Raw genomic sequence first — 25603 nt, forward strand, 5'->3', positions numbered from 1 at the left:
GAGTCTATCCAAGTCCCCCTTTTCAAGGGGGATTGAGGGGGATCGAGTCTATCAAAGTCCCCCTTTTCAAGGGGGATAATGGGGGATCGAGTCAATTATTTTCCTGCTGTTTTTGCACCAAAAGAAATCCCCGCAGTTGGGTCAAATTCACCGTCTGGCCGAGGTTGAGGGGGAGGACGGAAACGCCCTCCAGGCGGGACTGTACCCAGCCGTCGCCCCAGTACCACTCGTGAAACCCATCGATGCCCTGACTCAGCAGGAAGCGCAGACAGTTCGACTCCGCCACATCGACAGAGTGTCGGATCTGCACTGGGCCGATCGCACTCGTAAACGTCAGGCCCGTGCGAAACTGTTCCGGAAGTCCAGGGGAAAATTGCTGGGGCCACAGCCACCGCTGAACCTGGTGGGGATGCAACAGACTCTTGCGGATGGTCGCTTCCGGGGCGTCCACCTCGATCCGGAGACTGCTTTGTTGAAAAGTACCTAGCATAGGGGTCAGATTAAACGGTCGGGCAACGAATCGCACCAGCCTCCTATTATAGCGATCGCCTCCACCCACGACGAGGAAGCGATCGCCGTCCTGACAGCCAGCAGGATGACGCGGGTATGGCACCGCGCACTGCTCAATGGGGAATCGATAATTTTCCCAACTCCCCACTGCCGACTCCCCACTCCCCTAAAATAGAATCTGTCGGAATGTAAAGAAATGTAAGCATGGCTGATCGACTGGTTCGCGCTACGGCGGCAGATGGTGGAATTCGGGTGGTCGGGGCGATTACCACCCGCCTGACGGAAGAAGCCAGACGGCGTCACAAGCTCTCCTACGTCGCGACGGCGGCCCTCGGGCGCACGATGGCGGGGGGTCTGTTACTGGCTTCGAGCATGAAACGCCCCGAGTCCCGGGTGAATATCCAAATCAAAGGCAACGGCCCCCTCGGGGGCATCGTCGTGGATGCGGGACTAGACGGGACGGTGCGGGGCTACCTCGGCAACCCGGCGATCGAACTGCCCCCCAATTCTCGCGGAAAACTCGACGTCGGCGGCGCGGTGGGGCGCGACGGCTACCTCTACGTCGTGCGAGATGTGGGCTACGGCTACCCCTATTCGAGTACCGTCGAATTGGTGTCGGGGGAAATCGGCGACGACCTCACCCACTATCTCGTCACCTCCGAACAAACCCCCTCCGCTCTGGTGTTGGGGGTTTTTGTAGACAAACAGGGAGTCCAGGCCGCCGGGGGACTGCTGTTGCAGGTGCTCCCCAAAGCCGCCACGGACGAAACCCTCGTCGAGTTACTCGAATCCCGCCTGTCCTCCCTGTCCGGTTTCACCCCCCTACTGCGGGAAAGTCGCACCCTGCCCAACATTTTCGATCGCCTGCTCGGAGATTTGGGGTTGAACATCCTCCCGGAAACCCAACTGCTGCAATTCGACTGCGGCTGTTCCTTCGATCGCGTCCTGGGGGCCTTGAAAATGTTCGGACAAGCCGAGTTGCAAGATATGATCGAGCAGGACGGCGGCGCCGAGGCTAAATGCGAATTCTGCGGCCAGATGTACCACGCCAACCCGGATCACCTGCACGGCCTGATCCGAGACTTGCAAGACAACCGGGGGCAATTGTCCCAAAAAGCCGGCAAAATCTACCGGAATTGAGGGAAAGCGGGAGTCGGGAGTCGGTATTAGGGAGTCGGGAATTATCAATTATCAATTGTCCCCAATTGTTGCGATCGCCGGACTAACAGTGGTATAACACCGAAGCAATACCCACGCTTCTCATTGTCGTTCTTTGGGATGGGGTGAAGGCTGCGCGAGGATAACTGGACCATGAGCGATCGGAAACCCAAACACAACCGTTGGTTAGAATTGCGTTCGCGAAGTGTTGCGGATGCGAAGTCGCCGATTTCAAACCGGGCCGATTCGCAGATGCCCCCCTCCCCGGACACCGCCCCGGAAGTCCCCCGGGAACGGAAAAGTCGCAAGGAACGGTTGAAGGAGATCCGGGCGCTCTTGGAATCGGGCCTCGAACAGAAGAAGCCGGAACCGGAACCGGAACCGGAACCGGACCTGAGCTCGGCTCTGGTGAAGGTGACTCCCGCCCCCGCCGCGCCTCACCCCGCCCCCATCGACCCCGCCGCGAGGCGGAAACGCCTGAAAGCCTACCTGGCCCCCGTGGGGTTGCTGTTCGTCCTGGCGACCCCCGCCGGCATCGCCTACATCGCCAGCAGTCTGCTGTTGCGATCGCCCTCCCTGCCCAACTGCCCGAAGATTTTCTGGCCCGTGGCCTCAGCCTCCCTGCGGCTCTACTGCGCGGAAACGGCCGCCAACAAACAAACCGTCAACGATCTCCTCGTCGCCATCGAGTTGGTGAACGCCCTCCCCGAGGATCACCCCCTGCGCCCCGAAATTAACCGCCAGATCGAGGAATGGTCCGGGGACATCCTGCAGTTGGCGGAGGCGGAATTCCAGGCCGGGGAGCTGTCCGGGGCGATCGCGATGGTGAAAAAAATTCCCGCCGGGACCTCTGCGGCCGCTGCGGTGGAGCAACAGATCGGAGATTGGCGGAATCTCTGGAAAAAGGCGGAGGGAATCTATCGCAAAGCCGAAGATTTGATGCGCGAGGAGCAGTTGAATCAGGCGTTTCGGGAGGCGACGCTGCTGTTGAACGTGGGGAATACCTACTGGGAAACCACGAAATATCAGGAGCTCACCGATCTGATCCAAATTGCCCGGGAGGACAGCAAAAAACTGGCCGAAGCCCGCAATTTGGGCGCCCGGGGCGGCATCGACAATTGGCTCGCGGCGATCGCGAAATTGCAGGCGCTTTCTGAAGATAGCCACCTGAAGGGGCAGGCGCAAAAAGAAATCGTCAAATTCAGTAAAGAAATTATGGCTTCGGCCGAAGATCGATTGGAGTCGGGCGAGTGGCAGGAGGCGATCGCGACGGTGAACAAAATTCCCGCCGCCGCCAAACTCCAAGAAGAGGTGAAAGATTTTATCGTCCTGGCCCGCGCCCACGTCCCCGCCCTGCTCGACACCCCCGAGGGCCTCAAGGACGCCATCGCCCAGGCCCAAAAACTGGAGCGGGGCCGTCCCCTATACTGGAAAGCCCAACAGTACATCCGGGGTTGGCAACAGGAAATCGCGGATGTGGCTACCCTCAACCAGGCCCGCCAGTTGGCCCGCACCGGCACCGTGGACGATCTCAAGGCGGCGATCGACAAGTTGGAAACCATCCCCGCCTCCAACCCTCGCGGGGATGAAGCTCGGGCGGAAATGGTCCGCTGGACCCGCAAGGTGGAGGAAATCGAAGATCTGCCCTATTTGGAAACAGCCGATCAGTTGGCGAGTTTCGGGGACGTGGACTCCCTGAAAGCCGCGATCGCCAAAGCCTCCCAAATCAGCCGGGGTCGAACCCTCTACGACGAAGCCCAAGCCCGGATTTCTGAATGGCGGGAGCGCAGTGAGCGGCTCGAATATCAGCCCGTTTTAGACCGGGCGCAACAGTTGGCCGCAGAGGGGGATTTCGCCAACGCCATCGCCGTCGCCGAGCAGATCAAGCCGGATCTCACCCTCTACGAAGAGGCGCAGTCCGACATCAACCAGTGGCGATCGCAGTTGAAAGACATTCAGAATTTGAAAAATGCCGAAACCGCCGCCGCCCCGGGGACGATCGAGGGGTTGACCCGGGCGATCGATTTGGCCGGCCGCGTCTCTACCGGCAGTTCCTGGCGCTCCCGGGCCGACAACTTGATCGACGATTGGAGCCAAACCCTATTGCGGCGGGGTCTGGATCAGGCCGTTTACGACGTGCCGGGGGCGATCGAAACCCTGAGAAGCATTCCCTCCGGAACTACCGTTTACAACGCCGCCCAGGCGCAAATTGCGGATTGGCAGGCCTGGTTGAATCCGGCTCCGGCTCCGGCTCCGGCTCCGGCTCCCGATCCTTATTATGAGGGTTACGAAAATAATTATTATGAGGGTTATGAAGAGTATTACGAGGAGCCTTCCCCCGGTCCGGCTCCCGACCCGATCGACCCCTACGGTGTCCCGGACTTGAACAAACCGATCACCTCCGACACCAAGTTTCTCGACCCGTCCGGGCAGCGACTCTAAAATTGGATCGGAATGCGATCGCAGGGAAAAGGTGCGGAAAGTTCCATTAGAATGGGGTCAAGAGTGCAGTAAGGCGCGATCGCGGAATTTCAATGCAGGGTGTTTGGATTGCCAATGTGGCACGAAAGGGGGCGAGATTCAATTCCTCCGGGCTCGGTTTGAATGCAGATCTGACCGTTCCCGACGAACACTCATCCCTCGAAGCGATCGCACATTCAACCTGACCGGGAACCGGACCCGCACCAACCATGACCTACTGGGACAAACCATCCACCCACCAAACCTTGACCCCGGGCGAACTGCTCAGACTGTATGCCAGTGGAAAGCGGGGTTTTATCGGGATCGACTTGCAAGGGGCTAATTTGGAATCCGCCAATTTGAAAGGGTTGTTGCTCTGGCAGGCGAACCTCGCCGGCGCCAACCTCCGCCGTGCCAACCTCAGCCAAACCCATTTGTTCGCCAACCTGAACGGGGCGAACCTCAGCCAAACCGATCTCAGCAGTGCCAAGTTACAATATGCCAACCTGCGAGATGCCAATCTCCGGGGCGCCAAGTTTTTTAAAACCAACCTCAAAGGCGCCGACCTCCGGGGCGCCAATTTGAGTCACGCAAAATTCGCCTATGCCGATTTGACGGAAGCCGATCTCCGGGGCGTCGATTTGTCTCAGTCCGTTCTATTTTCAGTCACCCTGAGCCGTGCCCATATCGAAGGGATTGATTTCGGCGATACCACCCTGGTTAGAACCAGTCTCCGGGATGCGATCGAATGGGGTTAGTACCGCTGGGGAATCAATTTCCAAGGGCGCAAGCCAGGGGCCCCCGACTCGCAACAATCCACTAAGCGAGAATTGGGAAGATTATTTGGGCAAATCAGTGGATACGATATTATTCAAAAAACTGAGCTACCGGACAGCTAAACTCGGGGAGGAGCGGACTGGTTAAGGTATCTTGTACCAGCAACGTTGTCACTAAATTCAGCATCGCCTGGTCGCGCCGATAAACTTTAACCTCCGCTTTCTGATAATCGCAAATCCAATATTCTCGTACCCCCTGCGTCGAATAGAGTTTCAATTTTAACTCCAAATCCCTGCGTCTATCTTGTTTGCTTTTCGACAAGACCTCCACCACCAATTCCGGTGCAGCCGTCAAATGTCCCGACTCATCCAAATCAGTTTCCAATCGCTGATTGCTAACCCAAACGACATCGGGAATCACGCTATCCGTCGTGGAAAATATAATACCAGGTGCGATCGCGGATCTTCCCAAACCTGTGCGACGAGACCAAGCCTGTAACGCCGCGTAAATATTCCCGCTGACCTCTTGATGTCTCCAATGAGGTGCCCGGGTCACAATTAACCCTCCGTCAATAATTTCGTAGCGTTTTCCATCTTCGGGGAACAGTTCGAGATCGGCGATCGTCCAACGAACTCTCTGAGTGCTGGTCATGGCTGAAAATCATGAGTCTCTCTTTCAATGTAACTCAATCCCCTGAAATTGGCATCACTGAAGTCTGAGTCGTTCGTAAGGGGGCGTCAGAATCCGTTACTGGCAATCATGACCCAATCAATTCTAACTGACGCACCCGACAATTGAAAACTACCGCACCTTATAATTGATGACAGTTTACTGAGTTAAGCCATCTCTTTGGTAAGCCAAAACTGCAAGGCTAATAAACACAACGCTTGCCCAACACAACCAAAGTAAATGCAATAACGGATAACTTTGTCCCTGATTGATGCCCGCCGCTAAAAATATAAGTTTTTGGGCGTGATACACGGGCGATAAAAGTATAGCATCTTCAACCCAAGCCGACTCGGAGATTGGCAGCAATCCTGAAATCAATCCAATCCCAATTAAGGACACTCCATTGACCGCATTAACAGATCTTGGCTCGAAAATATAACTAATGATTAAACTGAATGCTAAAATAGGGATAGCTACAATTAAAAAAGTTAGAAGCAAATTAATTAGTTGTTGAAAGTGAAGATTCAATTGAAATAGGAGGTTTCCACCCACCAGAGTCAATATTATAACCACCATGCAAATTGAAAGAGATACAAAAACTTTAGACAAGATGTAGGTAATTGAAGACAGTGGAGTTGTGCGAATCAGCTTCAGCCAACCTTCTGCACGTTCTGATGCAATTTGCCCCGGCAGTGATTGCAAAGAAAATGTAACCAGAAATAAGCTACACCAAAAAATTAAAATTTGTTTGGCTACAGTCGCTTCGGGTTCCGATATTATGCAATAAATGACTCCAACAATCGGCAATAAAATTCCAAATAAATAAACGGGTGTACGATAAGTTTGTAAGAATTCCGAAAAAATTTGTGCTTTAAAAGATTTAAAAGATGAGTTTTTGTGCAATAGATTTGACTTTTCTTTCAAAAAAATATTGGGTTCCAAGCCCACCTCATTAATGGATTCAATCTCAATTTGAGAGTCTTCTAAATTTGGAGAAAATTTCTGCAAATTGAGATACCGAGTTGCCAGACTATTGAGTTCTTGACAGTCGGCTTGATTATTTGTGACCATCAAAACAGTAACGCCCTGTTTTTTACACTCTGTAATTTGATGCCAAAATTCTTCGTATCCTTCTTGGTCTAAATTGCGGGTTGGCTCATCTAAAATTAAAAGTTGAGGATTGCCAATCAATGCCAATGCAAACAAAAGTCTCTGTTTTTGTCCGCCAGATAGTGACGCTGCAAAACTGTCTTGCTTCTCAGTTAAGCTGACTTTTCTCAGGGCTTCCTCAGTGGAAGTTGGGTTAGAGTAATAGCCCCTAAACAAATCGATTAATTCTTTGACTTTCAACTTTTGGGGAAACTGGGTTTCTTGCAAAACGACACCGACCAAACTTTTAGATTCGGAGTCGGTAGATGGACAACCCATCAACTCAACTTCTCCGTCAGTTGGTTCTATCAAACCCAAAATTAGATTTAACAGTGTCGTTTTACCAGAGCCATTTTGTCCTCTCAGTACGACGAATTCTCCAGGTTCTATCGTAAAATTTATATCGGATAGTACCGTGGTTTTTTGAAACCAGCTTTGAAAAATCTTGGATGCATTTTTGACTGTGACTAAACTCATTATAAATTAGCCCAAACCCAGAGAAATTTTAACGATTGCAAAAACAATGACACCAACGCCAAGGGCAGGAAGAGCGGACATTCCAAATACAGTAGTCAGGAGGATTACTGTCACACCTGCCGCAGCAATAGGTTCTAAGCCGCACACTGGAGGAATGCAAATACTACCCCCTTTAAAAAATAGGATAACTGTTACTATACCGCAAGCAATTACTAATCCTATAACTAGGATGCGTCCTGCGGGAATAATATCGATCCAGGTTGCCGATCTAGAAGCTTGCTGTTCATTGTCAGACATATAACTTACCTCAATTTTTTGAAAACAAGTGTTGCCAAAAATTTCTCGCATTGTGACTCACATTATTACTCACCTTGCCCACCTGATTGAAAAAATCACCCACTTTCTTTGAAATTTTTTTTCTTGTAACTTCAACTTGTCCCGGGTGACATTCATGGAATAACTGCTGTGACTGTTCACTCCAATCAAGCAAGGGACCTGGACAGGAAGTTTGGTATTTTAATGTCAGCCCAACTAGAGCCGGAGTCCACAAAAAAAGTAAGACAGCGATTAGAAGAGTTGACAAGTTGTTTTTGAATTTTTTGCGACGGGTAAAATTGACAGAAGAGTTTGTAGATTCCATAAACAGAAGTCCATGACTTTGAAAGAGTATCGCTCCCAACCCAACATATACTCTTCCTATAGCAGAGTGACAGACGAAAAGCTGCGATCGCTCTCATCGATTCGCTCTGAAAACAATTGCAGTCCGTTAAAGGTTGATCCTTTCTCACTCTAGATCCGCTGTCCTGAACCCCGCAACCTGAAAAAAACAGATTTTCTCGCCAATTTTGTAACAAAGTATGAAGCAAATACCAGAAATCACTTGATTTTCTACCCGAAAACTGAGTTATAATAGCCGAAACCCTGACCCTGCCTAAATGTATGGATATTGCGGAATTGTTACAATTTGTGGATCGGTTGGTGGAAAAGCAGACGGGAGAACACTTGGACGACCTGCAAAAGTCGATCGCTCAAGGACTGTGTGAAGGGAAGAGTTACAAGGATATCGCGGAAGATATAGGGAACGGCTACAACGAAAACTATATTGGGGATGTCAGTCGCCAGCTATTTAAAATTTTATCCAAATCGTTAAATGAAGATATTAAAAAATCGAATTTTTGTTGGACGTTGGAGAGGGCGATAAATTCTCAAATTTTCAGTTTTAATAATAATAATTTGACCTGGTGTCCCTATTATCCCAGAGGCAATCCAGGACGACAAGAAGAAGCGATCGCACCCTCGGAAACCACCCGCACCCGCACCCAATACCATGATTTAACCCTCGCACCCAAAGTCAGGAAATTCTGCGATCGCACCACCGAACTCGACACCCTGTCCCGTTGGCTCATTGATGAAAAAATACCGTTAATCTCGGTGATCGGAACTGCGGGTATCGGCAAAACTACCCTGGTGAAAAAGTTAATCGATCGCCATTTAGACGATTTTGATGTCGTCATCTGGAAAAACCTCAAAATATCGCCACAATTAAATAAAATAGTCGCCGATACTTTAACTAAAATCGTTCCAGATGCTCATCGAGAAGACGATCAAATCAACGATCTGATGGCTCTTTTGAGCGAAAAGAGATGCTTGATTGTCATTGATGACTTGCAAGAAATATTTGTCGGCGGACAGTTCGCGGGGAGATACCAGACTCGACACAAAAACTATCATCAATTTTTGAGAGCGATCGCACAAATCGAACATCAAAGCAGCATCATTTTAATCGGTCGAGAACAATCCCCAGAAATGCTGTCATCATCGGGTAATGATTTATATCCCATCAAATCTTTGGCTGTAGGAGGCTTGGAAAGTGTAGAGATTTTAGAAAATCTGGGATTGACAGACCGAGACAACTGGGCAGATTTGATTCAATTATACGAAGGAAATCCCGTTTACTTGCAAGATATTTCCGCACTGATTACAAACATTTTTTTGGGAAAAGTATCCGAATTTTTGGCAGAAGATGGCATGATTATTACCGAATTAATGCACGGTCAGCTTAGAGAATCGTTCGAGGGATTATCATCCGTCGAACAAGCGATCGCGTTAGAATTGAGCAAGAGCAATCATCCCATTTCGCGATCGCAATTGAGAACCCAACTCTCCCTCTCTTCAACCGATCTAATTAACGGCTTACAGTCCTTGCAGAGACGCTGCTTGTTGAAAGCCATCAAACAGGATCAGGCTTTCTTTCAAATATCCTCCATCTTTCGAGAATATTTGATCACGATTAAAAATGGCAATTTTGGCGATTTAAACTAGAGTTATTTTTAAAAGGCATATAGCAGTGTGAAATGATTTGTGAAAAATCATCGGCTAAGAGCCCCCAGAATTGGGGGTTTGGGGGCGAGACATTTTTCAGAATAATTTCTGATTGCTATAGCAGTGTGAAATGATTCGTAAAATTTTGAGCGTCTCAAAGCCCCCAGAATTGGGGGTTTGGGGGCGAGACATTTTTCAGAATAATTTCTGATTGCTATATATAGCAACCAGCTAGGCAAGGGGTTACAGTTTCGCACTGACTAAGGAGCAACCCGAGACGGTTGCTCCCACAGGGAATGGGGGGATGGCGATCGCCTAAAATAGATGCATAGAACTCAAATCCCCAATCATCTTGAGATGATTTGTGCGATGAGAAAAGGGAATTGATTCCCCAGGGGGAATTCCGGTCAATTTGAGAACCCCAACCGTCAAGCAATTTCTTGTTCGGATTGTGGGGGCGACGCTTCCTCATCTTTCTTCTCCATCACTTCCCACAAAATCGGCGAAAGCTGACTGTTCAAACGGCCCGATCGCACGAATTCCGCGTAAGTTTCCGCTTCGATATCCACCAACTCCTCCCGCAACAACTCCATGCTCAACTCCAGCAGTTGGGAATGTTCCGCCAGCAATTTATCGATCCGGGTTTGAACCGTCTCCAATTCCCCATTCACCAATTCAACCTGATATCGATAAAATTCGGAGTCGATTTCCTGCTTACGAACCGACTCGGAAAGATAAGTTTTGACCCGATTTAATGCCACCCGGCGGGCGACCAATTCCAGATATTCCTGACGCAAAGGTTGGTCGCCGATCAGGCCCAAAACCTGCAACAACGATTGGGTGCTCAGTCCTTGCACCAGCAGGGTAAATAACATCGCACCGAACACCGTGGCGATCATTTCATCCCGTCCCGGCAACGCGGCGGGGACACTCAAAACCAGGGCGATGGACACGGAACCGCGCAACCCGCCCCACCAGAGGACCATCTGATCGCGCCAGCCGATATTCGATCGCGCCACGCCGTTACTCAACGCACTCAGGCCAAAAGTCGCGATCGCCCGCGTCAGGAGTACCGCGCCGATACAAACCGCGATCGGTTCGATATTTTCCCCCAAACTGGAAAACTGGATCTGATCGCCGATCAGCAGGAACACGATCGAATTGACGAAAAACGCCAGAAACTCCCAAAACTCGCTGACGATCAGCCGGGTGCGGGGGTTCATGCCGATCCGGGACCCGAAATTTCCCAGAATCAACCCCACCGTCACCACGCCGATGACGCCGGAGCCCCCCAAATTCTCCGTCATCACATAGGTCCCGTAGGCCGAAACCAGGGTCAGGGATTGTTCCACCAGGGGAGAATCAAAGCGTTGGGTGAGATAGGAGATCCCGAAGCCGATCAAACTGCCGACGCCGACACCGATTCCCACGAACGCGAAGAACTTCAGCACAGTTTGGGGGACGGAAAATTCCGTTGTCCCCATCGGCAAACCCACCAGCAGGCTGAAGGCGACCACCGCCACCCCGTCGTTGAACAGGCTTTCCCCCTCCATCAGGGTTCGCAGGCGCCGTCCGGCCCCCAATTCTTTGAATAACGCCACCACCGAGATCGGGTCCGTGGCGGCGAGGCTGGCCCCCACCAACAGGGCGATCGCGATCGGGATTCCCGCCAGCCAATTCAACCCCAGGGCGATCCCCACCACGGAAATAATCACCCCCGCGATCGCGTATAAACAGACCGGAACCAGATCCCGCTTGAGATCCCGCCAATTCATGTTCCAGGCGGCTTCAAACAGCAGCGGGGGCAGGAAAATCTCCAGAATCAGTTCCGGCGACAGGTTCACCAGGCGGATATCCTCGATCGCCAAAATCAATCCCACAATCACCAGCAGCAGGGTGAAGGGAATGCGCCGAAACCAGGCGAACAGGCGGGAGAGGGTGGCGACGCTGAGGGACACCAGCAGGACGAGGAGAAATTGCTCCAAATTTTGTTTGATCGCGATCTCGGCGATCGCAGCTTCTGCAGTCATAGGTGGGGCCCTTAGGGACAATCAATCCAATTCAACTTAGGCTATCTTATCGGATCGGGGAAGTTTCAATTTCCCACAGGCGGCTCCAATTCGACCCGCGATCGCCCCGACTCCCGATTCCGTTGCTATCCTAGATAGAACATCGCCCAGCTCAGATCGACCGACCCATCCCATGACCGAACAACCGACCCGCATCTGTATTCTCGGCGGAGGCTTCGGCGGACTCTACACCGCCCTCCGTTTAACCCAGCTCCCCTGGCTACCCGCAGAAGTGCCGGAAATCACCTTGGTCGATCGCCACGATCGCTTCGTCTTTTCGCCGCTGCTGTACGAACTCCTCACCGGGGAACTGCAAGCCTGGGAAATTGCCCCGCCCTTTGAACAACTCTTGAAAGGGACTTCTATCCGCTTCGTGCAGGGGGCCGTGGCTGACATTGACCTCACCGCCCACCAGGTACAATTGCACAACGGCAGGTTTTTGGACTACGATCGCCTCGTCTTAGCCCTGGGCGGGGAAACGCCCCTCGACGGCGTGCCGGGAGCCAAAGAACAGGCCATCCCCTTCCGCACCGTCGCCGACGCCTACCGCCTTGAAGAACGCCTGCGACTCCTGGAAGCCTCCGATGCCGAGCGGATTCGGGTTGCGATCGTCGGCGGCGGTTACAGCGGCGTCGAACTCGCCTGCAAGTTAGCCGAACGCCTCGGAGAGCGGGGCCGGCTGCGGCTCGTGGAGCGGGGGGAAGAAATTCTCAAGTCCTCCCCCGACTTCAACCGGAAAGTTGCCCGACAGGCTCTTTCCGAACGGCAGGTTTGGCTCGATCTCGAAACCACCGTCCAATCCGTGGACGCCGAAACCATCGCCCTCGAATATCGCGGCCAGGTGGACGTGCTGCCCGTGGATATCGTCCTGTGGACCGTGGGAACCCGAACCATTCCTTTGGTGCGATCGCTCCCCCTGAAGCAGAATGCCCAACATCAACTCGTCACCACCCCCACCCTGCAAGTGGTAGACCGCCCCGAAATCTTCGCCCTCGGCGATCTCGCCGAGTGCCACGACGCCGACGGCCAAAAAATCCCCGCCACCGCCCAAGCCGCCTTTCAACAGGCCGACTACGCCGGCTGGAACCTCTGGGCCTCCCTCACCGGACGCCCCCTGCTCCCCTTCCGCTATCAGGGATTGGGGGAAATGATGACCTTGGGGAAAGATACCGCCACCCTCGCCGGTTTGGGCCTCCAACTCGACGGCCAGTTGGCCCACCTGGCTCGCCGCCTCATCTACCTCTACCGACTCCCCACCCCGGAGCATCAGATGCGGGTCGCCTTCAACTGGATGAGCCGGCCCCTGCAGGAGTTGATGAGCCGATAAAACAGCGGCGGCAATGGGTAAATTGCCGCCGCAGATGGTATTTTATCTCAAATTTCCGCCGTAGAACGGCGAAATCGTGGCAACCTCACTGATTTTCCGAGTCGGGAAACGTGCGCTTGAACTCGTCGAGCAAGTCGTCCATTTCCTCCAAAGCCTGGTTCACATCAATTCTCAAAGGCCCCAAATCCGGCTTCTCCAGCAATTGCACCAGAGCATCCCGTTTGCTTTCAATTACGGCAACCCGCTCTCGGATAATTTGTGCGTCCATCGAATCATCCCTCTATTCATTTCATGGTCGAGATCCGGGGTGCAGACTGACCCAGCGGCACTTCAGATTTTAACACCATCCCTCAATCCAGAAACGGAGGCTTTTTGTGGTTCGGAGCATCCTGTTGACTCGCCTCCGCCAAAAACCGCTTCAAGGCTTTCTCGCGATTTTTCATAAACGCCGTCCAAAACCCGGGCTCGAACTCGTCCATCGTTTTGGCCAGCGCCCAAACATCGACGGCTAAAATATTGTAAAGTCGCTCATCTTCCTGTTGGAGAGATTTAATCTGTTCAAAAATTTTCCGTTTCAGATCGGCGGTCAACGGATCTTCGTCGTGGGTCATAATTTACAGATCGGGTTGGCGACAGGGAGGGATACATCGCAAAAGCTGCTTCCAACAGCATACAGACAATCTAAAGTTGTGAGTGCGACTTCGACCGACAGCCCGACCGGCCCATCTGAGTTATCATTGGTGCGGATAACCGGGGGATGCCAGACCCATCCAAAGCTTAACTCAGGTCGCACCGTTTGTCCGAAACCGCACTCACCGAGTCTTTAACAATTCCCACCGCACCTGTCGATCGCCCAAATTCCGATAAGATAAGTAGAATCAATCCTCAAATCATCCGGTACGGACGATTCAAACTCAACTGATCTTATGTTACGTCAAATTTCTCTGGCTCAACTGGGCTTGGTTCTGGGTGGGCTGCTGACCATCGTCGGATTCTGGGCGTACTTCGCCGACTACGCCACTTTGAACTTGGCGGGATTCTTTTACGGCATCCCCCTGTTACTCGGCGGACTCGCCCTCAAAGCCGCCGAACTCGAACCCACCCCCTTTTCCGAACCCACTTCCCCGGAAGTCCTCGCCCTCCGGGAACAGCAGGCGACACCCACCCAAAATCAGGTTCGCAAGGATGTCACCCGCTACCGCTACGGCCAGTCGGCCCACCTGATCGATGCCCTGGAACGCCTGCAATTGGGGAGAACCGACGAAGATCACCCCCAATTGCAAGGGCTGCGGGAAACTGCTGTTGAGGGCGCCTATGGGTTGATTTTAGAATTCTACTCCCCCTTTGTCCCCCTGTCTGTCTGGGAAGAAAAGCGCGACAAGCTCGCCAAATTCTTTGGCCCCAACATTCGGGTTCAAATCGAACAGCCGGAGGCCGATTGTGTTGATCTCATGATGATCGCCGAAAAAGAAGAGGGAGTCGGGAGTCGGGAGTCGGGACTGGAGAATTGATTGTCATTTGTCAATCATTGATTGTCAATTGGCGATTTTATCCGCAGATTTCGCAGATTTTCGCAGATTTTGCGGGGGATCAGTCGGGATAATTGATTGTCAATTCTTTTCCAACCGCACGGCATACCATTGCAGGTACTCTCCCGGGCCGAGGTCGAAGTCGCAGCAGGTGTCGAGCAAGTATTTGGCCTGTTGGGCGGAGGTGGCAAATTTTTGCAGATCTCGGGGGAGATCGTCCTGTCGGCTTGCCAAAATTGTCTGTAATTTTTCGAGCAGTTCTCCCGCACTCAGAAACTGCTCGGGTTGATTTGACTCCAATACGACGAAGTGATCTTCTTGGTACATCAGGGAATCTGCCATCTTTTTAAGTTTTGTTAATATTCCATCCTTTATTTTCACTTAAACTGGAACCCCATGACAACGGGGGACACTCTCCGGGATAATCATGTTAGGATGATCGTAAATCACGGAATCCCGACCGAATTACCGGTGTTTATACGAAGCTGGGTTGGGTGCGGTTTGGAATTTAGGCTAAACCAGGTTCAACCGGGCGTGTTTTTTTGTTTTGACTGGCACTGCACGATCCTATGACAAGCTCCACATTTTCAAAATCTCGGGTTGAGAAGCCCTCCAAACTTGAAGGGATTAAGGAACGCAGCAACTATCTGCGCGAACCCTTAGCCACCGAATTGCTCAACGATCGCAACTATTTGACCGAAGATGCGGTTCAGATCCTCAAATTTCACGGTTCCTACCAGCAGGACAATCGGGACAACCGGGTGAAGGGACAGGAGAAAGATTATCAGTTCATGCTGCGGACCCGCAGTCCGGGGGGGTTGATTCCGCCACAATTGTACCTGACCCTCGATCGCCTCGCGGACGAGTACGGCAACGGGACGCTGCGGGCGACCACCCGCCAGGGGTTCCAACTGCACGGCATTTTGAAGCGGAACCTGAAAGCGGTGCTCTCGGACATTATCAAGAGCATGGGATCGACCCTGGGGGCTTGTGGGGATCTCAACCGCAACGTGATGGCCCCGCCGGCGCCCTACTGCGATCGCCCGGAGTACCAATATGCCAGCACCTACGCCAATTATATTGCCGACCTGCTCACGCCCCAGACGGGTGCCTATTATGAAATTTGGCTCGACGGGGAAAAATTCGTCAGCGCCGAGGAAGACCCGGAGGTGAAAGCCGCCCGGCAGCGTAACGGCAACGGCACGGTTTTCCACGAGGGGGAAGAACCGATCTATGGCGAACATTATATGCCCCGCAAGTTCAAATGCGCGGTGACGGTGCCGGGGGATAACTCCGTCGATATCTACACCCAGGACGTGGGTTTGATCGTGATCACGGACGGGGCGGGGGAACTGCAGGGTTTCAACATCCTCGCCGGGGGCGGCATGGGGCGCACCCACCGCAAAGAGGAGACGTTCCCCTGTATTGCCAAGGAAATTGGTTATGTGGCGCGGGAGGATATTTACGACCTGATGAAGGCGATCGTAGCCACCCAGCGGGACTACGGCGATCGCCAAAACCGCCGTCACGCCCGGATGAAATACCTGATCGAAGATTGGGGGGTGGAGAAATTCCGCGCCCAGGTGGAGGAATATTTCGGCAAATCCCTGGAACCGTTCAAACCTCTGCCCGAATGGAAATATAAAGATTATCTGGGATGGCACGAACAGGGGGACGGCCAGTTATTTTTGGGGATCTCGGTGGACAACGGCCGGGTGAAGGACGAGGGGAATTTCCGCCTCAAGAGCGCTTTGAAGGAAATTGTCACCCAGTTCCAAATTCCGATGTTGCTGACGGGCAACCACAATATCATTCTGTACAAAATCGAACCGCAGCACCGGGAGGCGATCGATCGCACCCTCAAACAGCACGGCATTTTGCGGGAAACCGAAATCGATCCGCTGGTCCGCTATGCGATGGCCTGCCCCGCTTTGCCGACTTGCGGACTGGCAATTACAGAATCCGAACGGATCATCCCTAGTATCCTGGACCAGATTCGGGTATTGTTGGACAAGGTAGGACTGGAACAGGAGCATTTCGTCGTGCGGATGACGGGATGCCCCAATGGATGTGCCAGACCCTACATGGCGGAACTGGGTTTCGTCGGAAGCGCTCCCGACACCTATCAGGTTTGGCTGGGAGGCTCTCCAGACCAGACGCGGTTGGCACAACCTTTTATGGATCGTCTGGCTCTCAACGACTTGGAAGCCGTTCTGGAGCCGATTTTTATTGGCTTCAAACAGAATCGGCAACCCGGGGAGAGTTTCGGCGACTTTTGCCACCGCGTCGGTTTTGACTCCATCCGCGAGTTTGTATCCAACTACTCTGTAACTTCCTCGATGAACATTGAGACGCAAGAAATCGCCGTTCAATCCTCTCCTGAAACGACCTCGAATGCAGCAGCTTCATCGGAGGCTGCAGTCGATCCCAACAAGATCCGGCACCGGGTCAGCGTCCGGCACGAGATCTACACCCAACTGAAAGATGAGTCCAAACGTCAGAGCAAACCGATCGTGGAAATTGCCACCCAGGCGATCGAGGAATATCTCGCCCGAGCCCGCGCCGAACAGTAAGTTCGGCCGATGATTCGTCCTCGATTTGGGGTCGTTTGACTCACCTCAAATCTGCGTGCTTTACCGAAATGGTGCAACTTCAGCGGATCGCGATCGCTCCCCATCAACTGCAAGGCCGACAGGTTGACCTGAGTGCCGAACAGCAGCATTATTTGGGTCGGGTGTTGCGCCTGCGACGGGGCGATCGCTTTATTATTATCGACGGCAAGGGGGGATGGTGGCTGACGCAATGGCTCGACGGCCCGAATGCCACCGTACTCGAAGCGATCGCGGCGGATACGGAATTGCCCGTCTCCGTCACCCTCTGCGCGGCCCTCCCCAAGGGCGGCGGTTTTGAGGAGATCGTCCGCGGCACCACCGAATTGGGCGTGACGCGATTTGTCCCCGTCCTCAGCGATCGCACCCTGCTCAAACCGAGTCCCCAAAAACTGACCCGGTGGCGGCGCATCGCGACAGAGGCGGCGGAACTCTCGGAACGCCAGATCGTCCCGGAAATTGCCGATCCCCTCCCTTGGGGGGAAGCGTTGAACTCTTTCGATTCCCAGGCAGATCGATATCTCTGTATCGCCCGGGGCGAATCTCCCCACCTCCTCACCTGTTTGCGAGCATCTCAACTCGACGGTGCAACTCACCTCATTTTGGCGATCGGGCCGGAGGGGGGATGGACACCCAAAGAAATCGAAATAGCCGTCAATACCGGATTTCAACCTGTTTCTTTGGGAAGCCGAATTTTGCGATCGGTGACGGCGCCGGTGGTGGCATTATCCCTGGTGGCGGCAGTTTGGGAAACAATTAATCATTAATAATTAACCATTAATAATTAACAATTAAAAGCCCCAAATCATATTTGACTTGAATTAAATCTGCGAAAATCTGCGTAATCTGCGGACTTACCATATCACCCGATCGCGCCATTTTTCCAAGGTTTTCGGGCCGATACCGGAGACGCGATCGACATCTTCCAAACTGACGAAGGGCTGCTTTTCTCGGGCTTCTATTATCCGCTCTGCCAAGACCGGCCCGACACCGGGGAGGGTTTCCAATTCCTCCTGGGAGGCGGTGTTCAAATTGACCGGCTTTCCGGTGGGTTGAAACGGGGTGGCGATCGCGCCGTCGCACTTCGCTTTTTCCGCCTCCACTCGTTCCAATATCCACGGCGGAATTCCCAACGTCGCATTTCCATATAATCGCTCAAATTCCCGCTGGAAGTGGGCTGCAACCGTCGGATTCCGAACGATCAGCATCGTTTCGTCGTTGGTCGTATTGGCGGCTTCCGTCCAGTTGTGGGAACCGGTAATCACGATTTGATTATCGATCAAACCGAACTTGTGATGGAGGCGATCGCCCTCCGGTAAATTGGGAACGCCGACGGTCGAAAGGGGTTGTTTCCAGGGGTTATTTCCCACTTCATATTTGCAGTTATTTCCCATCGCAATTCCCATCATATCTAACCCTTCGCTATAGGAGCGATAGGCGAAACTGGGGTCGATCAGCCCCCGCAGGCCGACCCCCCTCGTTTGGGCGGATTCCAGGGTATTTACCAAATCCTGAGATGAGAAGACAAATAAAGCTAAATCGACGGTTTTGTTGGCTTTTTCTAAGGTTTGTGCGATCGCGCCGTTGACGCTATTTTGCCAAGGCTGAGTTTCGGAAAGGGGGGCGAACTGTACCGCGATCGTTCCCCCACCCACCGACATCTGTTCCGGGCCGCGAATCGGTTTGTTGATGCCAAACAGACTGTCCGTCTTCCCCCCCGGCCCGTCCCCCCACATAATCTCAAATTCGCGGGTAAAAATATCCGCTAACTTTGAACTTTCCAATACTAATAAATTGTTGGCATTTCCCCGACTTTCATCACAACAAAAATCCCCGTGAATGCCGCTGGTGGTAAAATTCGCCGAAGCCACGATCACCGTTTTTCCGTCCGCAACCAAAAACTTGTGATGCATCAAACCGCTCCCCTTCGAGCCGTCGGCAGTATCGTCAATCAAAGGAACATTCGCGTTGGCAAGCATCACCAAAGCATCCCTTTGATTGATTTCATCCCGTTGCAGTTCGCCGTCTCCGTTCAAATCCGCCAATTGCAGAAACTCGTTGTAATGCCCCAATTCCCGCTCCGTAAATTTGGCAATTTCCGCCGCACTCACTTCACTCCAGGGGCGGCTGTAGGTATTTTCAATAATCACCCGGACTCTGACTCCCCGTCGGTGCTGCTTCACCAACGCTGCCGCAATTTTGGGGAGACGCAACTCCTGAACCGCCACATCCACCGTCGAAGAGGCACTCTCGATGGTATCCACGATAATCTGTTCGAGATCGTCCCCCAGCCGAGTCTGCAGGCGGTAAGGTTCGGTATAGACCGAGGCTTCCGAGTGGTTGAAATACGCCTGAACCTGGGAATCCTGCGGGAGGGGTTCGAGCAGGGGTTTCGGGGACGTCTCGGAAGATTCGATCGCATCTGGGTTACAGGCACACGAGTTGAGGAGTAGCAACACAACCCAAGTCGAATGCCGCCGTATCGATACAGGCAAACGCACGGTTGATCCCTTAAACTCAATTGATCTAGGATTCCCAGATTTGGGTCAGAAACAAGCAGGGGGGCCGGGGGGCAGGGGGACGACCGGAAGCCGGACCCCACGCCCCAATTTGAGAGATCCCCGCTCATACAGGTAATCTATTAATAAGAACGTCAAGCCGAACCGAGTGAATGTGAAACCATCGATTTTGCATGAGATCCGACGGCTTGAGCGTCGGTAAGCGCCTCCGGTGCGGTTCGCAGTCGGGGACGTGGGTTAGTTTCAACCCTCACACCGTGTTATGCCAAAAAGAAAAAGGACTTTTCCCTGTGGCCATAAAGGTTACGGTCGCACCTGCCATCGATGCGAACAAGAGCGCATGATTCAGGAACAGGAACATCAGGAGTTGGAGGAAAAACGCAACAAAAAATTGGAGTGGGAGGCATCGTTCTCCCAAGATATCATCGATCTGAGGGGATTGCCGGACTATGTGGTGATCAAGGCCCGGGCGATTATCGACGGCTTGAGAACCAGCAAAAACTATCGCGAGTTCGGCGGGAAGCGGCTGCGACACAACCGTTTTGTGATCAGCATTCCCGTCACCCGCAACTATCGGATGCTCTGTCAGGATAGCGGAAATTTCTTGGTTCCCCAAAAGGTACTCTCCCACGAAGACTACAACGTTTGTAAACCGGGAGATTGACGACCGATTTGGGGAATGAGAAGAACTTGGGTCCGTCAATGTTCCCGAAATCACCGATAAGTTTTACAGTTAACCATTGAGGATATTAAACGGATGCAAATTTACCTGGACTACAGTGCGACGACTCCCCCCCGCCCGGAAGCGATCGCGGCCATGCAGGCGGTTTTGACCCAAACTTGGGGGAACCCTTCCAGCTTACATGAATGGGGCCAAAGGTCTGCCACCGCGTTGGAGTTGGCCCGAACACAGATCGCCCATCTGATCAACGCCCCACCCGACGGGATCGTTTTTACCTCCGGGGGGACGGAGGCGGATAATTTGGCGATTTTTGGTATCACCCGCCGGTATGACACGCCCCAACATCTGATTATTTCCGGCGTGGAACATTCCGCGATCGCCGAACCCGTCAGGTTATTAGAACAACAGGGATGGTCCGTCACTCGTTTGCCCGTCGATCGCCAGGGACGGGTGCACCCCCTGGACTTGCAGGCGGCGTTACAACCGAATACGGTACTGGTTTCGGTGATTTACGGCCAAAGTGAGGTGGGGACGTTGCAACCCGTGGAGGCGTTGGGGAAAATCTGCCGATCGCAGGGCGTTTTGTTCCACACGGATGCGGTGCAGGTGGCGGGGCGGTTGGCGATCGACGTGGAAAAACTGCCGGTGGATCTGCTGTCCCTTTCCAGCCATAAAATTTACGGACCCCAGGGTGTGGGGGCGTTGTACGTCCGTCCGGGGGTGGAGTTGGTGCCCCTGCTGGGGGGCGGCGGCCAGGAGATGAAGCTGCGGTCGGGGACTCAGGCGGTGCCGGCGATCGCGGGTTTTGGCTCGGCGGCGGAATGGGCGAGTCGGGAGTTGAAAACGGAAACGCCACGACTGATCGAATTGCGCGATCGCCTTTTTGATCGGTTGGCGGACCTGCCCTATTTGTACCCGACGGGCGATCGTTTGCACCGACTCCCCCACCACGTCAGCTTTTGTCTGGTGCCCCCGGCGGGCGAAACGGGAATCACCGGAAAAACCGTCGTCCGACAGTTGAATTTGGCCGGAATTGGCATCAGTGCGGGCTCGGCTTGTCACAGTGGCAAACTCAGCCCCAGCCCGATTTTGTTGGCGATGGGATACGGCGATCGCGAGGCGTTGGGTGGCATCCGTCTCACCTTGGGGCGGGATACTACCGAGGCGGATATCGAGTGGACGGCGATGGTTTTGAAGCAGATTTTGGATCGGTTGATGCCGAAGTCGCTGGCGGTGAGTTTGTAAGTGTAAGAAACCGGGTTTCTCAACTTAATTTTGATCTGGAAACCCGGTTTATCGAGATAATGCTGAGGAAGGCGATCGCAATATTAGCGACATTCAACCTCTAATCGATTCTCCGTTTCAATTTTCCTATGCAGATACAGAAGAGATGTTAGTTCGGCGTTTTCAACCGTGGCTAGAAGATGTTATTTTAACGGGGTTAGAGTTTTGGAATAAAAGTATTTAAAAATCACGATTCCTAAGCGATCGTTGCTATATCATGTCCGCAACAATCGTTTTTATAACAACGATTTTTGTTGTTCAATGCAGGCCGGATGTCTGTGTTACCCATTCGATACTTGCTCTGAGAAGTGAGAAGTGAGGAGGGAGCGGAATTTACCTTTTCTCACTTCTTTTTTATCACTTCTTTTCTCTCCCTACACCCTCGCTTCAGCGCTCTATCAACTTTCGGGTCGGTGGATGATCGTTTCCACCACCCGCCGCCGCACTTTCGGGTCAATTCCCAACAGGCGGACGTAATCATTTGGGTGCTGCTTCAGGCAATCTTCCACCGCCGCGATCGCTTCTTTTTCGTTGTCAATGCGGGCGAAACTCTTCCAAGAACCGGTTTTAAAACGGCGGCGATCGGCATATTCTAAACCGATTTCGTAACCCCCCGAAAGCAATTTTTCGACTTGTTCAAATATGTCTAAACTCAGCTCGGTACTGACCGCGTGGCCGTGGCTGAAAGTGGTCGAACTCTGACTGTCTCCCTGGAAAACGGACGGCCCGGAATCCCCGATACTGTGGGGTGGCATGACTGGATTATAGGGGAGGTGGGGTTGGTTACTTGGTTGGGGGTTGCGGTTGCTGGGTTGGGTATTCAAGGTGCGGAATTGGTTATATTCTTCCACCAGTCGCAATTCCTGAATTCGCTTCTGTTCCGCCACCATTGCGCGTCCGGATTCCAGCAAATGAGATAAACTGAAATCGGGTTTTTTAAATTCCGGGGGTTTGTCCGCACTGTTGACGACCCGTCGCGAGACTCCATCGAGTCCGAGGGTGTGAATAAAACCTCGGATTTGTTCGTCGTAAATGCGCGATCGCAGCGCGCTGAAAAAGTCGATCGCCTGTTGCGGAAACTTATCCACCAATTTGACGATATCTCCTTGAGAAAGTTCGTCCTCTGGGAAAATTCCCCGCACGATCGCGATCCGATCTTCCCGAATCGGTTCCCAGTAAAATTTCTCCATCCGTCCGTCCCGAATCAGCGGCGCGTAAAGGGTGGAAAAATCATTTCCGGTGACGATAATCGGAATCCGTTGCAGCGGTGTCTCGTCGTAGCTTCCCGGCAGTTGCACGTTGGTGGGATTGTCGGCAATATTCATCAGTGTGGCGTTCACCAACTGGGTGTTTACCGTGTATTGAGTCCCGGAGTCGAAGCGTCCGGCGCCGGCGTCGAAATCGTTGATAAATACGGCGCACATCTGGCCGCGAACCCGCACCTGTTCCGCCGCCTCCCGATACCGCAGTCGCAGCAGTCGCGAGGGGTCCCCGGCGTCGGGACTTTCCAATTCCCCCCCGGAAATCGTGACGGGCTCGATTCCCATTTTCTCGAATATCAGTTCGCACTGAAAGGTTTTGCCCTCCCCCTTGCGTCCGTGGATTCCCAAAATTAGGGGGACTTTGATGTGGGGCAGTTTCAGAAAGTTTTTGGTGATGTGGACGGATACTTTATCGAGAAAGCGGGGAGAAATATAGTAAGACATAAATGTGAGTCGTCAATCGGGGGTGAGCTTGTCCAGTCTTCTATTTTAATATGAAAGGGTGACAAATTGCGGGCGGGGCTAAAAATTAATCATTTTTCCGAATTTATTTCCTAAAATCCCGTTGTTGGGCTTCTGCCCTTCTGAGGCGCTAAAGCGCCACAACAGATGGTAAAATTGGGAATTGAGAATTTGGGATGGTGTGATGCCGGACGATTGGATTCCTTTCGCGATCGCTGTAGCCGTGTTAATTTTGTATTTGTGTTGGTCTGCCCTCACCGAAATGGGGACGAAATTGCCTTGGAAAAAATGAGCGATCGCGCTTTATATTTATCAAAAATGCCTCCGTGTCCTCCGTGTCTGGAGTGGTTCAATTACCGATGGAAATTATCACGACATCCTTCGCCGCCAAACTCCCGGAAATTCGCTCGGTTCGAGAAGCCGTCTTCATCCGAGAACAGTCAGTTCCGCCCCACCTCGAACTCGACGATCGCGACCATTCTTGTCTCCACGTCCTCGCGTTAAAAGATGACAAACCTGTGGGGACGGGCCGCATCGATATCGAGAAAAATGGCAAAATCGGGCGACTCGCCGTCCTCAAAGAATATCGAGGTCAAAAGATCGGCTCTCAACTGATGGTTGCCCTGGAACAAGTTGCCCGACAGAACGGACTTTCATCCATCTGGTTTAATGCTCAAGTTGCGGCTATTCCATTCTATCAAAAGTTGGGATATAATGTCATTGGGGAAGAATTTATGGAAGCCGATATTCCCCACAAAATGATGCGTAAAAAACTCTAAAAAATCGTCCGGTTAATGTCTCCCTGCGGCTCTTAATACTGGGCGGGGCTGTTTCATTTTCCCTCGACAGACAGGAGGACTGATTCTCAGGCGGTTTGATTTTAAAAACCACAGAGGCACAGAGGACACAGAGGATTTTTTTGTCAAAATTACCCGATTTTGCCATAGAATAAAATCAGGTATCAGCATCCATCCCGAATCATGAGTCAGTGTCTCAACCCCGACTGTCTCCACCGCAACCCCGACGGTTGCCAGTTTTGCCAGAAATGTGGGGGCAAACTACAACTCGCCGAACGCTACCGGGCCAAACGCATCCTCGGACAGGGTGGCTTCGGACGCACCTTCCTCGCCGTCGATGAGTTCAAACCTTCCAAACCTCCCTGCGTCATCAAGCAGTTTCTCCCCCAGGCGCAGGGAACGGCTACCCTACAAAAAGCCGCCGAACTATTTGACCAGGAGGCGCAACGTCTGGAAGAACTGGGCAAACATCCCCAAATCCCCGAACTTTTAGCCTATTTCACGGCTGATAACCGGCAATATTTAGTCCAGGAATTTATCGACGGGGAAACCCTGCAACAAGAATTGGAAAATAATGGCGCGTTTACCGAAAAGCAAATTCGGTCACTCTTGCAGGATGTATTGACGGTTTTAGATTTCGTCCACCGCCACAAAGTTATTCACCGGGACATCAAACCGGAAAATATCATCAGACGCAAAAGCGATAAAAAATTGGTTTTGGTGGATTTTGGTGCGGCCAAACAGGTGCCGCGCACGTCCCTCAGTGTCACCGGAACGGTTATCGGTTCGGCTGAATACTGCGCCCCGGAACAGGCGATGGGAAAACCTAAATATGGCAGCGATTTATATAGTTTGGGCGTGACCTGCTTGCATTTGTTGACCCAAACGAACCCGAGTGATTTATATGACCCCCTAGAAGCGGAATGGGTTTGGCGAGACTATTTGAATGGAAATCCTGTTGGCAATCAATTCAGCCAAGTCTTAGACCGTTTGGTAGAAACCTATAAAAAACGCTATCAGTCCGTGGCGGAAGTTTGGGCAGATTTACAACCTTCGTCGGGTACAGTTCCACCTTCACCCCCAATCCAGATTCCCGCCAAACCTAAAAATAATACCTTTGAATTTGATATTTTCACAGTCAATGAAAGGGGGCGAGAAATCAGTCGCCGTCGCGGACAAGCCGAATGTATTATCGAAGATTTGGGGAATGGAGTCACCCTGGAAATGGTATTAATTCCGGGAGGAACCTTTCTCATGGGTTCACCGAGTAATGAAGTGTATGATAGGGAAAAACCCCAACATCGAGTCACGGTGCAACCTTTCCTGATGGGGAAATATCCCGTCACCCAGGAACAATGGCGACAAGTGGCAGGCTTCCCAAAACTCCGACGGGACCTCAAACCCGACCCCTCAAGATTTAAAGGCTTAAATCTTCCCGTTGAACAAGTTTCATGGTATGATGCTGTTGAGTGGTGCGCCCGCCTCTCGAAAAAAATCGGCAAACCCTACCGATTGCCCAGTGAAGCTGAGTGGGAATATGC

Annotated in this window: 23 protein-coding genes; 12 read left to right on the forward strand and 11 right to left on the reverse strand. The window is 52.5% G+C overall.

Translation table 11 applies throughout. The features are described from left to right. Positions 1-91: 91 nt before the first annotated feature. Positions 92-490 (reverse strand): hypothetical protein, encoded by a 399-nt coding sequence (locus LKE08_RS24210; RefSeq protein WP_324706865.1) that lies wholly within the window; start codon positions 488-490, stop codon positions 92-94. A 224-nt stretch (positions 491-714) separates the two neighbouring features. Here LKE08_RS24210 and hslO point away from each other — a divergent pair, with 224 nt between their 5' ends. The 3 genes from hslO to LKE08_RS24225 all read left to right on the forward strand — a co-directional run bounded on the left by hslO (position 715) and on the right by LKE08_RS24225 (position 4886). Further along, complete coding sequence (gene hslO / locus LKE08_RS24215; protein WP_324706842.1) at positions 715-1650, forward strand: Hsp33 family molecular chaperone HslO; 936 nt, start codon at positions 715-717, stop codon at positions 1648-1650. Positions 1651-1821: 171 nt separating this feature from the next. Next, positions 1822-4110, forward strand: a complete 2289-nt coding sequence (locus tag LKE08_RS24220) for a hypothetical protein (RefSeq protein ID WP_324706844.1) — start codon at positions 1822-1824, stop codon at positions 4108-4110. A 248-nt stretch (positions 4111-4358) separates the two neighbouring features. After that, positions 4359-4886, forward strand: a complete 528-nt coding sequence (locus LKE08_RS24225) for a pentapeptide repeat-containing protein (RefSeq protein WP_324706845.1) — start codon at positions 4359-4361, stop codon at positions 4884-4886. 109 nt (positions 4887-4995) lie between these two features. Here the strand turns inward: LKE08_RS24225 and LKE08_RS24230 are convergent, their stop codons facing one another. The 4 genes from LKE08_RS24230 to LKE08_RS24245 form a co-directional block, all read right to left on the reverse strand. After that, entirely contained in the window at positions 4996-5556 is a 561-nt protein-coding gene (locus LKE08_RS24230) for a Uma2 family endonuclease (RefSeq protein ID WP_324706846.1), read from the reverse strand. 177 nt (positions 5557-5733) lie between these two features. Further along, positions 5734-7200, reverse strand: coding sequence for an ABC transporter ATP-binding protein/permease (locus LKE08_RS24235; RefSeq protein ID WP_324706847.1), 1467 nt, complete (start codon positions 7198-7200; stop codon positions 5734-5736). Positions 7201-7206: 6 nt separating this feature from the next. Further along, the gene (locus LKE08_RS24240) at positions 7207-7497 is read right to left on the reverse strand and encodes a hypothetical protein (protein WP_324706848.1); all 291 of its coding nucleotides are present in this window, start codon (positions 7495-7497) and stop codon (positions 7207-7209) included. Positions 7498-7507: 10 nt separating this feature from the next. After that, the gene (locus LKE08_RS24245) at positions 7508-7840 is read right to left on the reverse strand and encodes a hypothetical protein (protein WP_324706849.1); all 333 of its coding nucleotides are present in this window, start codon (positions 7838-7840) and stop codon (positions 7508-7510) included. A gap of 299 nt (positions 7841-8139) precedes the next feature. On the opposite strand from LKE08_RS24245, the gene LKE08_RS24250 reads away from it, so the two are divergent. Next, positions 8140-9522: an NB-ARC domain-containing protein gene (locus LKE08_RS24250; protein ID WP_324706850.1), complete on the forward strand. Its 1383-nt coding sequence runs from the start codon at positions 8140-8142 to the stop codon at positions 9520-9522. A gap of 428 nt (positions 9523-9950) precedes the next feature. On the opposite strand, the gene LKE08_RS24255 is transcribed toward LKE08_RS24250, so the two are convergent. Continuing rightward, a complete protein-coding gene (locus LKE08_RS24255; RefSeq protein ID WP_324706851.1) occupies positions 9951-11552 on the reverse strand; it encodes a sodium:proton antiporter in 1602 nt (533 codons plus the stop codon). A gap of 172 nt (positions 11553-11724) precedes the next feature. Between LKE08_RS24255 and LKE08_RS24260 the strand changes: the two genes are divergently transcribed. Beyond that, positions 11725-12918, forward strand: coding sequence for an NAD(P)/FAD-dependent oxidoreductase (locus LKE08_RS24260; RefSeq protein ID WP_324706852.1), 1194 nt, complete (start codon positions 11725-11727; stop codon positions 12916-12918). 85 nt (positions 12919-13003) lie between these two features. Here the strand turns inward: LKE08_RS24260 and LKE08_RS24265 are convergent, their stop codons facing one another. After that, positions 13004-13186 carry a hypothetical protein gene (locus LKE08_RS24265; RefSeq protein ID WP_324706853.1) on the reverse strand — a complete coding sequence of 61 codons (183 nt, stop codon included), beginning with the start codon at positions 13184-13186 and terminating at the stop codon, positions 13004-13006. Between the two features lie 82 nt (positions 13187-13268). Beyond that, positions 13269-13529, reverse strand: coding sequence for a hypothetical protein (locus tag LKE08_RS24270; protein ID WP_324706854.1), 261 nt, complete (start codon positions 13527-13529; stop codon positions 13269-13271). Positions 13530-13844: 315 nt separating this feature from the next. On the opposite strand from LKE08_RS24270, the gene LKE08_RS24275 reads away from it, so the two are divergent. Continuing rightward, positions 13845-14429, forward strand: a complete 585-nt coding sequence (locus LKE08_RS24275; RefSeq protein ID WP_324706855.1) for a DUF2854 domain-containing protein — start codon at positions 13845-13847, stop codon at positions 14427-14429. Positions 14430-14528: 99 nt separating this feature from the next. Here the strand turns inward: LKE08_RS24275 and LKE08_RS24280 are convergent, their stop codons facing one another. After that, the gene (locus LKE08_RS24280) at positions 14529-14789 is read right to left on the reverse strand and encodes a chlororespiratory reduction protein 7 (RefSeq protein WP_324706856.1); all 261 of its coding nucleotides are present in this window, start codon (positions 14787-14789) and stop codon (positions 14529-14531) included. Positions 14790-15016: 227 nt separating this feature from the next. On the opposite strand from LKE08_RS24280, the gene sir reads away from it, so the two are divergent. Together sir and LKE08_RS24290 are read left to right on the forward strand one after the other, a co-directional pair. Continuing rightward, the gene (gene sir, locus LKE08_RS24285; protein ID WP_324706857.1) at positions 15017-17020 is read left to right on the forward strand and encodes a sulfite reductase, ferredoxin dependent; all 2004 of its coding nucleotides are present in this window, start codon (positions 15017-15019) and stop codon (positions 17018-17020) included. Positions 17021-17088: 68 nt separating this feature from the next. Further along, a complete protein-coding gene (locus LKE08_RS24290) occupies positions 17089-17823 on the forward strand; it encodes a 16S rRNA (uracil(1498)-N(3))-methyltransferase (protein WP_324706858.1) in 735 nt (244 codons plus the stop codon). An 87-nt stretch (positions 17824-17910) separates the two neighbouring features. Here the strand turns inward: LKE08_RS24290 and LKE08_RS24295 are convergent, their stop codons facing one another. After that, positions 17911-19557 (reverse strand): phospholipase D-like domain-containing protein, encoded by a 1647-nt coding sequence (locus LKE08_RS24295; RefSeq protein ID WP_324706859.1) that lies wholly within the window; start codon positions 19555-19557, stop codon positions 17911-17913. Between the two features lie 280 nt (positions 19558-19837). Between LKE08_RS24295 and LKE08_RS24300 the strand changes: the two genes are divergently transcribed. Next, positions 19838-20239: a hypothetical protein gene (locus LKE08_RS24300; RefSeq protein ID WP_324706860.1), complete on the forward strand. Its 402-nt coding sequence runs from the start codon at positions 19838-19840 to the stop codon at positions 20237-20239. Between the two features lie 93 nt (positions 20240-20332). Beyond that, positions 20333-21502: a cysteine desulfurase family protein gene (locus tag LKE08_RS24305; RefSeq protein WP_324706861.1), complete on the forward strand. Its 1170-nt coding sequence runs from the start codon at positions 20333-20335 to the stop codon at positions 21500-21502. A gap of 437 nt (positions 21503-21939) precedes the next feature. Here LKE08_RS24305 and LKE08_RS24310 read toward each other — a convergent pair whose 3' ends face one another. Beyond that, a complete protein-coding gene (locus LKE08_RS24310) occupies positions 21940-23247 on the reverse strand; it encodes a ribulose bisphosphate carboxylase small subunit (RefSeq protein WP_324706862.1) in 1308 nt (435 codons plus the stop codon). 377 nt (positions 23248-23624) lie between these two features. Here LKE08_RS24310 and LKE08_RS24315 point away from each other — a divergent pair, with 377 nt between their 5' ends. Both LKE08_RS24315 and LKE08_RS24320 read left to right on the forward strand, forming a co-directional pair. Continuing rightward, positions 23625-24044 carry a GNAT family N-acetyltransferase gene (locus LKE08_RS24315; protein ID WP_324706863.1) on the forward strand — a complete coding sequence of 140 codons (420 nt, stop codon included), beginning with the start codon at positions 23625-23627 and terminating at the stop codon, positions 24042-24044. A gap of 201 nt (positions 24045-24245) precedes the next feature. Beyond that, on the forward strand, positions 24246-25603 hold a 1358-nt coding region (locus LKE08_RS24320; RefSeq protein ID WP_324706864.1), incomplete at its 3' end, for an SUMF1/EgtB/PvdO family nonheme iron enzyme.

It is taken from the genome of Lyngbya sp. CCY1209, from assembly GCF_035615495.1.
In the GTDB taxonomy this organism is placed as follows: domain Bacteria; phylum Cyanobacteriota; class Cyanobacteriia; order Cyanobacteriales; family Microcoleaceae; genus Limnospira.

What these genes read in the sequence shown, in the direction of transcription:
- LKE08_RS24255 (WP_324706851.1), bottom strand. Translation starts at nt 11,552, where the DNA reads ATGACTGCAGAAGCTGCGATCGCCGAGATCGCGATCAAACAAAATTTG.
- LKE08_RS24265 (WP_324706853.1), bottom strand. Translation starts at nt 13,186, where the DNA reads ATGGACGCACAAATTATCCGAGAGCGGGTTGCCGTAATTGAAAGCAAA.
- LKE08_RS24280 (WP_324706856.1), bottom strand. Translation starts at nt 14,789, where the DNA reads ATGGCAGATTCCCTGATGTACCAAGAAGATCACTTCGTCGTATTGGAG.
- LKE08_RS24220 (WP_324706844.1), top strand. Translation starts at nt 1,822, where the DNA reads ATGAGCGATCGGAAACCCAAACACAACCGTTGGTTAGAATTGCGTTCG.
- LKE08_RS24305 (WP_324706861.1), top strand. Translation starts at nt 20,333, where the DNA reads ATGCAAATTTACCTGGACTACAGTGCGACGACTCCCCCCCGCCCGGAA.
- LKE08_RS24315 (WP_324706863.1), top strand. Translation starts at nt 23,625, where the DNA reads ATGGAAATTATCACGACATCCTTCGCCGCCAAACTCCCGGAAATTCGC.
- LKE08_RS24245 (WP_324706849.1), bottom strand. Translation starts at nt 7,840, where the DNA reads ATGGAATCTACAAACTCTTCTGTCAATTTTACCCGTCGCAAAAAATTC.
- LKE08_RS24210 (WP_324706865.1), bottom strand. Translation starts at nt 490, where the DNA reads ATGCTAGGTACTTTTCAACAAAGCAGTCTCCGGATCGAGGTGGACGCC.
- LKE08_RS24275 (WP_324706855.1), top strand. Translation starts at nt 13,845, where the DNA reads ATGTTACGTCAAATTTCTCTGGCTCAACTGGGCTTGGTTCTGGGTGGG.
- LKE08_RS24300 (WP_324706860.1), top strand. Translation starts at nt 19,838, where the DNA reads ATGCCAAAAAGAAAAAGGACTTTTCCCTGTGGCCATAAAGGTTACGGT.
- LKE08_RS24240 (WP_324706848.1), bottom strand. Translation starts at nt 7,497, where the DNA reads ATGTCTGACAATGAACAGCAAGCTTCTAGATCGGCAACCTGGATCGAT.
- LKE08_RS24235 (WP_324706847.1), bottom strand. Translation starts at nt 7,200, where the DNA reads ATGAGTTTAGTCACAGTCAAAAATGCATCCAAGATTTTTCAAAGCTGG.
- LKE08_RS24225 (WP_324706845.1), top strand. Translation starts at nt 4,359, where the DNA reads ATGACCTACTGGGACAAACCATCCACCCACCAAACCTTGACCCCGGGC.
- LKE08_RS24230 (WP_324706846.1), bottom strand. Translation starts at nt 5,556, where the DNA reads ATGACCAGCACTCAGAGAGTTCGTTGGACGATCGCCGATCTCGAACTG.
- sir (WP_324706857.1), top strand. Translation starts at nt 15,017, where the DNA reads ATGACAAGCTCCACATTTTCAAAATCTCGGGTTGAGAAGCCCTCCAAA.
- hslO (WP_324706842.1), top strand. Translation starts at nt 715, where the DNA reads ATGGCTGATCGACTGGTTCGCGCTACGGCGGCAGATGGTGGAATTCGG.
- LKE08_RS24310 (WP_324706862.1), bottom strand. Translation starts at nt 23,247, where the DNA reads ATGTCTTACTATATTTCTCCCCGCTTTCTCGATAAAGTATCCGTCCAC.
- LKE08_RS24290 (WP_324706858.1), top strand. Translation starts at nt 17,089, where the DNA reads ATGGTGCAACTTCAGCGGATCGCGATCGCTCCCCATCAACTGCAAGGC.
- LKE08_RS24270 (WP_324706854.1), bottom strand. Translation starts at nt 13,529, where the DNA reads ATGACCCACGACGAAGATCCGTTGACCGCCGATCTGAAACGGAAAATT.
- LKE08_RS24260 (WP_324706852.1), top strand. Translation starts at nt 11,725, where the DNA reads ATGACCGAACAACCGACCCGCATCTGTATTCTCGGCGGAGGCTTCGGC.
- LKE08_RS24250 (WP_324706850.1), top strand. Translation starts at nt 8,140, where the DNA reads ATGGATATTGCGGAATTGTTACAATTTGTGGATCGGTTGGTGGAAAAG.